At 66.2% G+C, this 13,886-nt stretch carries 10 protein-coding genes; 8 read left to right on the top strand and 2 right to left on the bottom strand.

Annotated features, from left to right (window positions below; genetic code table 11):
• The first annotated feature begins 123 nt into the window (after nucleotides 1-123).
• The 6 genes from AS594_RS01715 (at nucleotide 124) to AS594_RS45885 (ending at nucleotide 9,613) form a co-directional block, all read left to right on the top strand.
• Nucleotides 124-1,482, top strand: a complete 1,359-nt coding sequence (locus AS594_RS01715; protein ID WP_141747137.1) for a hypothetical protein — start codon at nucleotides 124-126, stop codon at nucleotides 1,480-1,482.
• Nucleotides 1,483-2,737: 1,255 nt separating this feature from the next.
• On the top strand, nucleotides 2,738-5,524 hold the full coding sequence (locus tag AS594_RS01710; RefSeq protein ID WP_240508899.1) for a bifunctional glycosyltransferase/CDP-glycerol:glycerophosphate glycerophosphotransferase: 2,787 nt from the start codon (nucleotides 2,738-2,740) through the stop codon (nucleotides 5,522-5,524).
• Entirely contained in the window at nucleotides 5,521-6,687 is a 1,167-nt protein-coding gene (locus AS594_RS01705; protein WP_069933617.1) for a glycosyltransferase, read from the top strand. The genes AS594_RS01710 and AS594_RS01705 overlap by 4 nt, the downstream gene beginning before the upstream one ends.
• 252 nt (nucleotides 6,688-6,939) lie before the next feature.
• Nucleotides 6,940-8,580, top strand: a complete 1,641-nt coding sequence (locus tag AS594_RS01700) for a glycosyltransferase family 2 protein (protein WP_176741082.1) — start codon at nucleotides 6,940-6,942, stop codon at nucleotides 8,578-8,580.
• Nucleotides 8,581-8,775: 195 nt separating this feature from the next.
• Complete coding sequence (locus AS594_RS01695) at nucleotides 8,776-8,955, top strand: hypothetical protein (RefSeq protein ID WP_069925301.1); 180 nt, start codon at nucleotides 8,776-8,778, stop codon at nucleotides 8,953-8,955.
• 520 nt (nucleotides 8,956-9,475) lie between these two features.
• A complete protein-coding gene (locus AS594_RS45885; RefSeq protein ID WP_240508898.1) occupies nucleotides 9,476-9,613 on the top strand; it encodes a hypothetical protein in 138 nt (45 codons plus the stop codon).
• A gap of 106 nt (nucleotides 9,614-9,719) precedes the next feature.
• Here the strand turns inward: AS594_RS45885 and AS594_RS01685 are convergent, their stop codons facing one another.
• Nucleotides 9,720-10,673, bottom strand: coding sequence for an AraC family transcriptional regulator (locus AS594_RS01685; RefSeq protein ID WP_069934925.1), 954 nt, complete (start codon nucleotides 10,671-10,673; stop codon nucleotides 9,720-9,722).
• Between the two features lie 143 nt (nucleotides 10,674-10,816).
• Here AS594_RS01685 and AS594_RS01680 point away from each other — a divergent pair, with 143 nt between their 5' ends.
• Together AS594_RS01680 and AS594_RS01675 are read left to right on the top strand one after the other, a co-directional pair.
• The gene (locus tag AS594_RS01680; protein ID WP_069930190.1) at nucleotides 10,817-11,533 is read left to right on the top strand and encodes an SDR family oxidoreductase; all 717 of its coding nucleotides are present in this window, start codon (nucleotides 10,817-10,819) and stop codon (nucleotides 11,531-11,533) included.
• Between the two features lie 462 nt (nucleotides 11,534-11,995).
• Complete coding sequence (locus tag AS594_RS01675; RefSeq protein ID WP_069925298.1) at nucleotides 11,996-12,397, top strand: hypothetical protein; 402 nt, start codon at nucleotides 11,996-11,998, stop codon at nucleotides 12,395-12,397.
• Between the two features lie 73 nt (nucleotides 12,398-12,470).
• Here AS594_RS01675 and AS594_RS01670 read toward each other — a convergent pair whose 3' ends face one another.
• Complete coding sequence (locus tag AS594_RS01670) at nucleotides 12,471-13,811, bottom strand: IS630 family transposase (protein WP_079144188.1); 1,341 nt, start codon at nucleotides 13,809-13,811, stop codon at nucleotides 12,471-12,473.
• Nucleotides 13,812-13,886: the final 75 nt, after the last annotated feature.

Here is a 13,886-nt window from a genome sequence, read left to right as displayed (position 1 = left end):
ATGTGGCGGCACGCGTCCAGCCCCATCCACGCTGTTAGCATCCCACCCATGGGGCACATTGGGCATTTCGGTCACCGGTGGCGTCGCACCTGGGTTGTGACAGCCGCTGCTGTGGCCTGTTGCTTGGCCACGATTCTCGTGTTCTCGCCCGGATATCTGAGCCACGACTCCCTGTACCAGCTCAAGCAGGCCATCGGCATGGAGCCCTTGAGCGACTGGCACCCACCCGTCATGAGCTTGGCCTGGCGTGCACTTATCGCTGTGACAGGCACGCCCGCATCCATGGCTGTTCTGCAATCAGTCATCTTTTGGGCGGCCATATGGGTGATCGCCTGCTGCGTCCAAGATTTCACGGGGAGCCGTTCGGGCGCCTTGGCTGTCCTCGGAGCCGGGGTCCTTCCCCACGTCCTCACCTTCGTCGGAGTGGTGTGGAAGGACGTCCACATGGCGTTCGCTCTTCTCGTCACCAGTGCGATCGCGCTCAGCGGCCTGCGCCTGAGAGCTGACCGCCGCGCCCCGCGGTGGGCCCTCTTCTCTCTGGGGGTGCTCTTCCTGGTCTATGCCATTCTGGTCCGCAAGAACGCGGTCTTCGCCGCAATTCCGGTCTTCGTGATGCTCGTACTCGCACTGTGGGGCAAACCGGCCCCCCGGATCTGGATTATCACTACGGCGGCTCTCGTCCTCGGCCTGGTCGCGTCAACTGTCGCTATTTCAGTTGCCGCGCGTCCGGTGAAGACGAGTCAGGTCTCGCAGATCATGCTGGACGACTTGCTTCATGTCTTGAGCGTGCAGGAACTGGAGTCGGCGGCTGTGTCACCGAACCTGCGCGAACGCCTCGTGGCCGCGGCGAAAGAGTGCGACCGCGTCAACGCTTTGTCGGACACGTATTGGACCTGCTACGGGCGAGGGAAGCACGGACCGTTCACAGCTGTGGCTCATACGGACCAGATCTCATCCTTGTGGGTCCGCGAGATGATCAGGCACGTGCCGGGTTATCTCCAGTATCGACTGGAAATCTTCTCGAAATTCCTCTTCGAGTCGCGCTACCAGTACCACCCCGGGATCGCGGCCAACGATCTGCGACTCGAGCTCCACCACCCCCGACTGGGGCGAGCACTTCAGACGTATGTCGACGGTGCGGCCAGGGACTTGCCGGTCCTGTTCGCGGGATGGTTCTGGCTCACCATCGCCGTCGTCCTTGCGGTTCGTCCGGGCAGTGGGACGTTCGCAATGCCGGTCCGAGCCCTCGGGATCAGCGCTGCGGCCTATGTGCTCGCCTATCTGCCCATCCTGCCGGTGACGAATTACCGTTACATGTACTGGTCGGCGATCGCCTGCACGGTCGGCGTGCTTCTCTGCCGCCTGGGCCGTGGCACGGCCGACGTGCGCGTTGATCCGTCACAGGCGGAAGCTCGTGGACGTCAGGGCCGCACTCGTCAAGATTGTATTGATCTTGACCGTCGGAGCGGTAGCTCTCGATGATGCCGCCGGATATCTTCAGCACAATGGCCAGAATGGCCAGAAGGAGAAGGAGAACCATCCCGCATCACGTCCAATCTGGAAAGTCCAGAGCGTCAGTGCGTTGAAGGCCACTTCCAAGCTACCCGCTGCGCCGCAACTGTGCAGCGGCAGCGCCCGTCCGGGAGGCGGCAGGGAGTGGGCCGGGCATGCTGACATGAAAGAGACAATGGCTCTCGCACGCCGCCCAGTCAGCGGAAGGTCCTTGTCGTCGCCTCCTCGATGCTTGGAGTTGCGGCGGGCGGCCTTCTCGCTATAGGCAGCTTCCTCGGGCTCTACGTCCAGCCCACGTCGGACGATTGGTGCGCAGCATGGAGGAGCCGGGAGCTCGGGATCCTTGGGATTGCCAACGAATTCTATGAAATCCAGAACGGGCGTATCACCAATGAAGTAGTCGCGGGAGTTGTTTACGCACACGGGGTGGCAGGGCCGAAGCTCCTTCCGTCCCTGCTCGTACTCTCCCTTCTGGCGGGGCTGATCCTTCTCGCGCGCACTGTACTTCGGCTCGTGGGCTGGAAGGTGCCCCAGTCTCTGACGATCGCGGCTACCGTCGTCGTCTGCGTGCTGCTCTCTTTGCCGGCGCCAGCCCCTATCAGGCATTGCTGTGGGCGCCCGCGACCATCTCTCACACATTGCCGAATGTGCTGGCGGTATGGAGTGTGCTGGTGGCTCTGGCAGCAGCTCGGCATGGCCGCCTGGCCAGGGGCCTGGCGCTCGTCTTCGCCGTGGTGATGGGCGTCGCGATCGGCACGTTGAGTGAACCCTTCACCGTTGCAGCAGGACCGCGCGCGGGCCTCGTCCCGTGGCGTTCGCCACCACCACGGCCGTGGTCGCATCCGTGGCGAGCCTGTGGGCCGTGGCCGGTCTCGTCCCCACTGTGATGGCAACGGACACGGTGACCCGTTCGGTCGATTGGGATCGTCAGGATCTCCTGGTGCGCACGAAGGCCGCTCAAGGCTCGAAGGTCGTCCCCTTCCGCCCCCTCCCCATCGGGGACTGTCCGAGCCGTACGCAACCCCGGATTACTCCCGGGACTGGGTCGCACGGTGCGTCTCGGGCTACTACCGGGTGGAACGCATTGTGAGGCCGGCGCCGTAGCACTCCACTCGCCATCGCAGCCTCACCGGGGAGCAGCGGAGGAGCCGTCACGGGTGGCTGCCGAATGAAGAGCTTGGTCCAATGGTCATCCAGGGGGCGAATCGAGTGGAATGAGGAGCCTGTGCCGGATGTCACCGTCGTCGTCATCGTCTACAACGACGCCGATCGCCTGAGCCGCGCAGTGCTGTCGGTACTCCACCAGTCTCTGCGCAATCTGGAAGTGATTATTGCGGACGACTGCTCGACCGACGGCACGCCGGCCGTGGCCCAGGCTCTGCGGGATGCGGATCCGCGGGTGCGCTACGTCCGGTTGGACAGTAACAGTGGTGGATGCAGTGCACCTCGTAACGCCGGCATGGCAGCCGCGCGGGCGCCGTACGTCATGTTCCTCGACAGCGATGACGATCTGCCCAAGCACGCCTGCAAGTCAATGCTGCTCGTCGCGGAGCGAACCGGGGCTGATTTCGTCACCGGCGAGGTCACGCGGTTCTTTGAGGAGACTCGTGCTACCGGACTGTGGTATCCGGCCCTCTTCGACGAGGTCCGGATCGTCGAAGGCATCCGCCAGGCACCCGAGTACTTCCACGACCACCTGTCGACGAACAAGCTCTACCGAGCCGACTTCATCACCCGCCATGGCCTGCGATTTCCAGAGGGCATCCACTATGAGGACCAGCTGTTCACGGCCCAGGCCTACACCCTGGCCCGCAGCTTCGCCGTCGTCCCGTGGCCCGTCTACACATGGCGGCTCTCGGCTGACGCGGCCGGCCTGTCCATCTCCTCCAGCCGCCACAAGCTGAGGAACGTGGCTGACCGGATCGCCGTGGCCCGTCTCATCGACCGCTTCTTCATCCAGAGTGGCAATGCCGATCTGCGCCCTTTCAAGGATGAGAAGTTCCTCCGCCACGACTTGCGCCTCTACCTCGGTGATCTCCCCTTCCGTGGAATGGAGTGGACCGAACGGTTCGCGGAGCTCCTGACGCCCTACCTCGACGAGCTCACCACCGAGGCGATCGGCTCGGTGAGCCGGGAACAGCGCATCTGCCAGTACCTGCTGCGCGCCGGCCGCCTCGACGAGGCGATCGAGTCCGCCCGCAGTCTCGGCCGCCCAACGATCGCCCCACGACGGGTGAGCAGAGAATCCGGGCGGACGTACTGGGGACACCCCACACCGAAACACGACCCCGACGGCAGCCACGAACTGGACATCAGCGAGTGGCACCTGGACGCACAACCCTTCCTGTCCGCCCCTCTGCGGCACGAGGTGCATGCCCTCGACCCGGCAGGCCGCGTGCTGCGCCTGGTACTGCGCACGTACGACCCGGCGGGGCTGCTCTCCAACCCCGAGAAGGTGACGGCACAGTTGTGGCTGTCCGCAGGGGGCGCGCCGTTGAAGCTCCCGTTCCAGTACATACTGGGCGGAGGAGGCCCGGATGTGTACACCGCCATCGTCGAGCTCGACCTCCGGCACATCCCGCTGAGTGCTAAAGGCTTCAAGGGCCGCCGCCACCCCGTAGTAGTCCTCGAACGGCTCGGGATGAAGCGCACCGACGTTGTTCTCGCGCCCCCTGACCTGCTCCCGCTGCGCGCTCATCGAACGCTGCACGGCACGCTCGCCGGCCAGGACATTCGCGTGGCATGTGAGGGCAAGGGGGCCGGGCGGCTGGAGTTCACCTGGTCACGATCCGGAGCACTCGCCCACGCGGAGACGCTGGTGCCGCGCGTACGGCCACTGCGCCGGAAGGTCCGGCAGTTGCAGCGCAAGGTCAACGGGCCGCGGGCAAAGGCCCTCACCTACCGGGAGCTACAGAAACTACCGGTGGACAAGGGACTAGTGGTGTTCGAAGCCCTGGAAGGCCGTGGCTACACCGACAGCCCGCGCTACATCTACGAGGAGATGGTCCGGCGCGGACTGCCGCTGCGCGCCGTCTGGTCGTATTCGGATGATCGTTCAACTTTCCCGGAGGGCTTGAACCTGGTCAGGCGCGGCAGCTGGGAGTACGTACGAACTCTGGCCCGCGCCCGCTACTGGGTGGACTCGCACGGCTTCCCCTCGATCTACCCCAAACGGCCGGGAACCCGCTACCTCCAGACGTGGCACGGCCAGGCGATCAAGCACATGGGCTTCGACCTCCCCGCGCTGCGCCTGGGCAGTCCCGAGCGGCAGCAGAAGCACCGCGACATGATCTCGCGCTGGGACGCCCTCATCTCACCCAGCGAGGAATTCGAACGCACCTTCGTCCGGGCGAATGAGTTCACAGGTGAGCTGCTGGCATGCGGACTTCCCCGCAACGACGCGCTGGTTCGCTGCGACGAGCCCGCACAGCTCGAACGCGCGCGGGCCGCCCGAGCCAGGCTGCAAATCCCGGACGGACGCAAAGTGCTGCTCTACGCACCGACCTTTCGGGACGGGAACACCTCAGGCGGTTCTATCCGAGTGGACCTGGCCGAACTGGTGGAGAAGACAGCCGATGAGTGGATCGTCGTGGTGCGCCCCCATTACTACGACCGCTTCACCGTGCCACGCGAACTGGGACACGGTGTGCGCGACGGCCGCATGTTCCCCGACATCAACGATCTGCTCCTCGCGTCGGACGCACTGCTCACGGACTACTCGTCGGTGATGTTCGACTACGCGAATCTCAGGCGTCCCATCCTGCTTTTCACCGACGACTACGACGAGTACAGCACCAGTGCTCGTGGCACCTACTACAACCTCCCGGACATCGCCCCCGGCCCCATGCTGACCACCACCGAGGAACTCGTGGAGGCGATCCGGGACCTGGACCAGGTACGGACGAAGTGGGCTGACGCATACGCCGGCTTCAACGCCAGGTTCAACGCCCGCGAGACCGGACGGGCCAGTGAAAGCGTCGTCAGCACGTTCTTCGAAGGCGGCAACAGATGAACTCTGGAACGCGGACCACCGAAAATCGCCGAAATCTCTTCCTGGTGGGCATCGACGTCGACTCGATGGGCGGATCACAACGCGTCATGCACACCCTCGCCCAAGGGTTCGCGCAGCGCGGGCACCGCGTCGACCTGATCGGTATCAGACCGAGCGCCGCGCCGTACGAGTTCTTCAGCGCGCCGGCCTACCGGCACACCACTCTCTACAGCACTCCGTCGGCTCCGGCCTGGCACGCCCAGCGCCTCAGCGAACGGCTCAGCCCGGCCCGGATGCGCATGGCACGCGCTGCCCGGGCCGAGCGAGAGCGGGCGAGGAGGAAGCTGACGCAGCGGTTCGCCGCCGTGGACGACGGTTACGTCATCATCGGTTCCCCCTGGGCGGTGGACTGGCTCGCGTCGGTCGAGTGGTCGCACCTCAAGGGCGTCGGCCAGTACCACGAGTCGTTCGTGCAGGCCCAGGGTTCAGCCCACCTGCGCCTGATCCGGAGTCACTACCCTCTGCTGGAGAAGTCGGTCTTCCTCAGTGAGGGGGACGCCGCCGCGTTCCAGCGCGACCGGCTGCCGAACGCCACCGTGATGCCCAATCCGCTGCCCTTCCCGCTCACGGCTCCGGCCCCGTTGGACACCCGGCGGATCGGCGCGGTCGGCCGGTTGGAAGCCGTCAAGCGGCTCGATCGCCTCATCGACGCCTTCGCGGTCGCCTGCGCCGATCTCCCGGGCTGGGAGCTGCACATCTTCGGTGACGGCTCGCAGGAAGCGGCTCTGCGCGAGCAGGCCGCGCAACTCGGCATCGGTGACCGGGTACGACTCCGAGGGACCGTGTCGGACATGGTCGCGGCATACCGGGAACTGGCCGTGCTGGCCCTTACGAGTGAGCGCGAAGGACGTCCGATGGCCATCGCGGAGGCGGCCGGCTGCGGAGTGCCGTGCGTGAGCTTCGACCTGTCCGCAGGTGTGCGGGAACTCATCGACGACGGACGTACGGGCACTCTGGTGCGGCCGGGAGACACTGCCGCACTGGCCGACGCCCTGCGCCGGCTCGCCGAGGACGACGAGCTACGCCGCAGCTACGGCCTCGCTGCCCAGTCCCGCGTTGCCTCACTTGAGCTGCCCGTCGTACTGAACCAATGGGAGCGCCTGTTCGACGAGATAGACCGCTGATACGAGGAAGCCTGGACAGACCGTCGACACTCCGCCTCAGCGCCGTCCTTGGCCGCCCTCGCCCCGCCACTGACGGACCGCTCGGCCAAGGCCCCTGGACAGCCCGCCTGCGACGGCAGGAGAACGCGAAGTACACGAGTGTTGGAACCCGGTTCCAGCTTCGAAATGAAGGCGCGAACAGGGGCTGAGCTTGTGCACGAAGCCGAAGCGAAGAAGAGAGCAACACCGGTCACCGGAACGGATCTCGCGCATATGGCAGCAGAAACAGAGCGTAGCCGGCCCATGGGCCAAGTCTGCGTCATCGTGATCGGCTACAACGATGAGCGGCACATCAGAAGCGCTGTGCTGTCCGCCCTGCGCCAGGGCCCGGCCGTTGCCGAGATCCTTGTGGTCGACGACGCCTCGACCGACGACACCGCCATGGTGCTGGCGGGTCTCGCACGTCGGCACCCCCTGGTCCGGGTCGTGCGCCGCACAGTCAACAGCGGGGGCTGCGGAACCCCCCGCAACGACGGCCTGCGCGAGGCCACCGCCCCCTACGTGATGTTCCTGGACAGCGACGACGAGCTCCCGCCCGGCGCGGTCGACGCCCTGCTCGACGCTGCGGTACATCATGGCGTTCCCGTCGTCGCGGGTGCATGCCTGCGCCGCGAGCTGCCCGAGATGCGCGACACCCCCTGGCAGTACGAGCTCTACCAGCGAGCGGCGGTCCACAACGGTCCCAACGAGTTGCCCGCTCTGGTGCGCGACACGTTGTGCGTCAACAAGCTCTACTCGCACGCCTTCCTGTCGCAGTACGGTGTCTTCTTTCCCGAAGGGGCCTTCCGCTACGAGGACTTCGTGTTCACCGCACGGCTACTAGCCGCATCGCCCCGCATCGCCGTGATTCCCGACATTGTCTACCTCTGGCATGTACGCCGCTCGGTCGCACACCCGTCCATCTCACTGGCCCGCAGCAGCGTCGACAACTGGATCAGCAGACTGCGGGCCCACCGCAGTGCGGTCGAGGTTTTCGAGCGGGCCGGCCAGAGACACATGGCCCACGCTGCACGGGTGAAGTTCCTCGACCACGACCTGCGGATGTATGTCCGCGAGCTGGGCACCCACGACAGCAATCACCGCGCCGAGTGGTGGCGGCGCACCCGCGAGCACCTTTCCTCCTTCAACGAGTCCGACTTCACCGCCGCAAGCGCCCCCGCCCGCTGGCTGGCCAGGGTCGTCACCGGCGCCGATCACCCACGCGACCTCGCGCGGCTCGTCGGACTGGGCAACCGCCCGGCCCGGTTGCTCCCGCCGTACGCGTGCGTGAACGGGCGTCCCGTCTGGGCGGCGAACCTGCCCGAGGTCGCACTGGACAGGATTGAGAGCGAGCCGATCAGCCGACTACCCATCAACATCGACGCCGAGCCGCATATCTGGCGGTGGCCCAGGCACCTGCGAATCACTGTGCACGAGCTCTACGGACGGCTGGCCGCAGCAGACCCGAAAACCCTGGACATCGAGCTCCGACGCCGAAGCGACGGACGTCTGGGCCTGACCCGCAGCAACGTCCTCAAAAAGCGCCATGGACCGGACGGCGAGTCATGGACCACTCAAGTCCTCCTGCACGGCCTGGACACGCTGGCAGGCCAACATGCCCACCGCCTCGAGGTATGGGAGGTATGGGCCCGGGTGCGCTGCACCGACGGCTCCTCGCTCTACACCTGCGTCCGCGCCACCGGGTCCGGGCTGCGGCGTACGGTCATCCCCGGCCGACGCCACGGGGTGATACTGATCCAGCCCTACGCGACGGCCGGCGGCTCGCTCTCCCTACGGATTGCACCAGGTCCCGGAGCAGCAGCAGTCGTGGTGACCCGCAAACTTCGCCGACTGATGAGCAGGAGCCCGGGATAGGCGACGGCGCATGGGGTCAGTGGTCCAGGCCGCCGTACCGACGGAGCAGTCGCACATCTGGATGCGCAGCAGCGGCCGTTGGGCCGTCACCATGTGGATCTTCCAGGGCGACTTGAACAACACCCCTTCCAGCCGCCTCCGTAAGCAGATGCACGAGCGGCAGACCTCTGGCGACGGGATCCCGAACCTGGACCCGTGGAGCTGGAGAGCGTCGCCCGGGACCTCCACGCCGAGGCGATGTCTGACGCCCCTGAGCCGGGACGCCTGCGCCAGTTCGCCACCCAGCTGAAGGACAAGCTGCTGGAGGCCGACACCACCATTGCAGCCACGATGGGTATACAGATGGCCGACCGGGCCCTCGCCGCGCTGGTGTAGTAGCCCTTGGCTGATGGACGAAGCGCCGGTTGTCCGTGGGCTCACCCGCCCCTGTGGATGAGCCCACAGCGTCCGGTAGCCAGCGCATCCTGTGGAAGGCGGTGTTCGAGCTGGTTGCCCTCGACGCGGCCGGTAGTCACCCGGGGGGGTGGCTGAAGGGGGCCGTCGTATCGCGCTACCCGTGCCTACGGTTGTATCCGCATGGGGTTGGGTGCGCCGGGGCGGCTACCGCTTGCCGGGTGAGCGCCGGTTACTTAGAGACATGGACTGCGTGAGCGGGGTTAGTCGTATCTGTATGACGAGGCATGAGCCGAGTACGACGCAGGGAAAGACCGGAGTCCGTGATGTGAGTCAGGTCGATCGAGCCTTCGAGTGTCTGGAGGCCGAGGCTGCCGGGCCGGATCGGCAGACGCAGTACGCACGGGGTGCTCTGGCTGGGTACCTGTGGGCGCTGGGGCGTGGGGAGCCCGCGCCCATCACCGCGCAGTCATCGGACGGTGCGCCGGCAATGGAGGTACTGATGGCGGAGGCGGACGCCGCCACTGTGCAGATCCAAGACTCCACCCAGCGCACCGTGCCCCGCGATTACCTCCAGGGTGTGCACGACGCCCTGGCCTGGGTTTGCGGCCACACCGACGACAAGCCCCTGGCACTTTGACCACACCGCGGCGGGTCCACGCGGTTCAGGAGCGGGCTGCGTCGGCTCGGGTGTCCACGTGTCGTCCTGAGAGTCGAGTGCGCCGAGCTCGTCAATCAGCGCCCGTTCAACGTGAGTTGTATCCGCGTGGTTCGTCGCCTGCCGACTTGATCTGCTTGCGGTAGGCACCCGGCGGCGATCCGAAGTGTCGTTTGAAGGCTTTGGCGAAGGCGAACTCCGACGTATACCCCGTGTGCTGCGCGATTGTGCTCAGCGGGGTCGGCGATTGGTACAGCAACCGCGCCGCGGTGGCCATCCGCCAGTTGGTCAGGTAAGTCAACGGCGGCTCGCCGACAACCGAGGCGAAGCGGCGGGCGAACGCCGCGCGGGACAACCCGGCACGGGTGCCCAGCGACTCCACGGTCCAGGGATGGCCGGGATCGTCGTGGATCGCCTTGAGGGCCGGGGCAACTACCGGGTCGGTCAGCGCGGCCGCCCAACCCCGGGTCTGCTCCTTCGGTAGTTCGGCGTACCACGACCGCAGGATGTAGAGCAGCAGCAGATCGATGAGCGCCGTGACGACCGCTTCCGAGCCCGGCTGCCGCGCGTGGAACTCGGCGCACAGTTGATCGACCGCCGAGCGCAGCACCGGGTGGCGGCCGGGAATCGCGGGGAGGTGGATGACCTCCGGTAGATCGCTGAACAGCGGATGCGGGCGATCAATGTCGATCGCGTACGCGCCGCACACCAGCACCGTGTGCGGCCCCGGTCCGTCCATGGTGACCTGGCCGATCGGTGAGGAACGGTCCACGCGCTCCGGTACGAAGTCCACCGGCTCGCGGCCCGGCACGTCGCACAGGGTGTGTCCGCTGCCGCGCCGCAGGAACACGATGTCACCGGGTCTGAGCGCGAGCGGTTGGCCGTGCGGTGGCAGCAGATGGCAACGCCCTTCCACGACCACGTGGAACCCGGCTCCTGAAATGGGTTGGAACTTCAGGGCCCACGGGGCGTGCGCGTCGGTGCGAGTCACCATCGGGCGTCCCGTACGCAGGACTTCGAGGGTGTTGCTCAGGATGTCCATAGCGCCACTCTATTGCCTGTACGGCGAGACGATATGACAGGGATTCAAGATTTCAACTCATTCACCGTCTCGATGTGGAGGCGTACGTTCTTGCCATGGCGGTTGCCGAACCCCGGCACTGCATCGACGAAGGAATGGATCCCATGTCTCTGACCGGCAAGAAGATCGTGATCATCGGTGGAACCTCCGGCATCGGCTTCGCGGTAGCCGAACAGGCCGCGGCGGCCGGCGCGGACGTCGTGGTTGCCTCCAGCAATCAGGGCCGCGTGGACGCGGCGACGAAGAGGTTGGGCGCGCCGGCCGAAGGCCGATGCCTGAACGTCGCTGACGGCAACGCCATCGCCGCGTTCTTCGAGCAGGTCGGGGAGTTCGACCACCTCGTCTACACCGCGGGCGAATCTCTGCTGATCAAGCCGTTGGTCGACACCACCCCGCAGGAGGCCAGGGCCGTCTTCGAGCGCCGGTTCTGGGGTGCGTTCCTCTCCGCCAAGTACGCTGCACCGCGACTGCGCGACGGCGGCTCGATCACTTTCAGCTCCGGCGTCCTCGCGATCCGCCCCCTGTCCGGAACCGCGCTCACGGCAGGTATCACCGGCGGCATCGAGGCCCTGTCCCGGGCACTCGCCGTCGAACTCGCGCCTCTGCGCGTCAACGTGATTCAGCCCGGTGTGATCCGCACCGAGCTGTGGGACGGCAGCGTCCCGGACCCGGAGGCTTTCCTCCAGGGTGCCGGGTCCGAGCTGCTAACGCGTCGTGTCGGCACTGCCGAGGAAGCCGCGGCGGCCTATCTCTTCGTCTTGGCCAACGCCTATGTCACCGGCACCACGCTCGCGATAGACGGCGGCGCGGCACTGGTGTGACATAGGTGCCACACGTAGCAGCAAGGATTACCGGGAGGGCAGCGCCGTCAGGCGTGTGCGCTGCCCTCGAGCTGAAGTTCCCCGTTGATCTGGGCGTCCCTTGCAGGTGCGGAAGGGCGGTTGGCGGATCCGGCGTTCCTGGACTGCTCATGACACCCACCACCTTCGCGAAGCGCCCGGTGGGCTTTCTGTGGGATCCGCTGGATACCGCCCAGCCAGCCCGACTGAGCGTTCCTGCTCTCCGCCGGCCGCTGACCGGTACCGGACCGGCAGAAGTGGACGGCTCCGCCGTGCGGACCCTGGAGTCTCTGCTCGGCCGCGCGCGAGCTGCCACCCTGCAAGGTGGCAGCGGGAGGCTGTCGTCCCAGCCCCCCTTTAGTCGTGACTTAAGAGGTAGGCCGCCGGTGGCCGACCCGCCCAAGATGGGAAGCCGCAACCGGCTCATCCCATTCTGGAGGTCGCATGAAGACTCGTCTCGCTGCCGCCGTCGGCTCCGCTGTGCTGACCGTGGGCACCTTGCTGGGCGCTCCCGCCGCCGGCGCGCAGACCGCCGCCTACCCGACCATCCCCTTCGACGTTACATACGGGGCCAGCTACGTCCGCGGCACCCTGACTTGGTACAACCGGTTGGTCGAGGCCGATGGAACACTCCGGGCCGTCGGTTGCCGCAGTGTGTGGTTCGGCGCGTATGGTGCCTCTGGCAACAAGCTTGGCGACGGGAGCACCGGCACCAAGTGCGACGGAACGTATCCGTTCAAGATCGGAATCCCTGCGGATGCGCCCGGTGGCGCCGTGTATGTCATCGTCTGTCTCGACGATGCGGACGCGAGCCCGCTCAAGTGCGCGCGGTACAACCGGCCCTGACCCATTCGACCGGTCGGAAAGTGACGTTGCCGCACTAGTGTGCTGCGCCAGAAATGGCGAGACTAAGTCTGTTTCAGGTTTCAGTGGTTGGCGGGTTGATTTTCGTGAGGTAGTCGGCGAGGGAGTTCAGGATCTCGTCGGCGGTCTTGGTCCAGGTGAAGGGCCTGGGGTTCTCGTTCCATCCCTCGATCCATGCCGTGATGTCTTGCTCGAGGGCCTTCACGGAGGTGTGCACGCCGCGGCGGATGAGCTTGTCCGTCAACAGGCCGAACCACCGCTCGACCTGGTTCATCCAGGAGGAGCCGGTGGGGGTGAAGTGGATGTGGAAGCGCGGGTGTTTTCCCAGCCACGTCTTGATCTCGGCGGTGTTGTGGGTGGCGTAATTGTCACAGACCAGGTGGACGTCGAGGCCGGCGGGCACGACCTTGTCGATCCGGGTCAGGAACTTCTTGAACTCGATGGCCCGGTGGCGGCGGTGCAGTGCTGATATGACGCTGCCGTCGGCGATGTTGAAGGCGGCGAACAGGCTGGTGATGCCGTGCCTGTAGTAGTCATGGGTGCGCCGCTCGGGCATGCCGGGCATCATCGGCAGAACCGGCTGGGACCGGTCCAGCGCCTGGATCTGGCTCTTCTCATCCACGCACAGCACCACCGCTTTTTCGGGTGGGTTGTGGTACAGGCCGACGACGTCGACGACCTTCGCGACGAACTGCGGGTCGGTGGAGAGCTTGAACGCGTCCTGGAGATGGGGCTTGATGTCGAACTTCTTCCAGATCCGCCCGATGGTGGACTTCGACAGCCCGGAGTGCTTCGCCATCGAGGCCCGCGACCAGTGGGTGTCCTTGCCCGGGGTGGACTCCAACGTCGCCGTGAGCACGTCCTCCACCTGGTCCAGCAGGATCGAGGGCGGCCTGCCGGGGCGGGGCTCGTCAATCAGCCCGTCCAGCCGCAACCGGATGAACCTTGATCGCCAGCGGTTCACCGTGCCCGGTGCGACGCCGAGTTCGGCGGCGACCTCCTTGTTGGTCCCGCCCTCCGCACACCGCAGCACGATCCTCGCCCGCAGCGCCAGGAACTGCGCGGTCGTCGCCCGCCGCACCCAGCGCGTCAGCTCCGCACGCTCAGCCTCGCTGAGTACCAGTTCCGGTTTGCGCCGACCCGGCCGAGGCTCGTCCACGAGGCCCGCCATCCGCCGGACCGCGAACCGCGAGCGCCACTTACGCACCGTCTCCGTGGACACCCCGAAGTCTGCCGCCACAGCGGTGTTGGAGCCGCCCTCGGCACAGGCCAGGATGATACGGGCCCGCTCCGCCACACGAGCCGACACCGCACCACCCGCTGCCCAACGCGCCAACTCCGCCCGCTCCTCGGCAGACAGCACGACTTCGACAGCACCAGGACCCCGAGACACCATGAAAACAGCCTACAGACTTAGTCTCGCCATTTCTGGCGCAGGACACTAGCGGTGGTTTGTTAGACGGGGATGTAG

The organism is Streptomyces agglomeratus, assembly GCF_001746415.1.
Taxonomy (GTDB): domain Bacteria; phylum Actinomycetota; class Actinomycetes; order Streptomycetales; family Streptomycetaceae; genus Streptomyces; species Streptomyces agglomeratus.
This window is presented reverse-complemented; position numbering and strand designations above follow the sequence as displayed.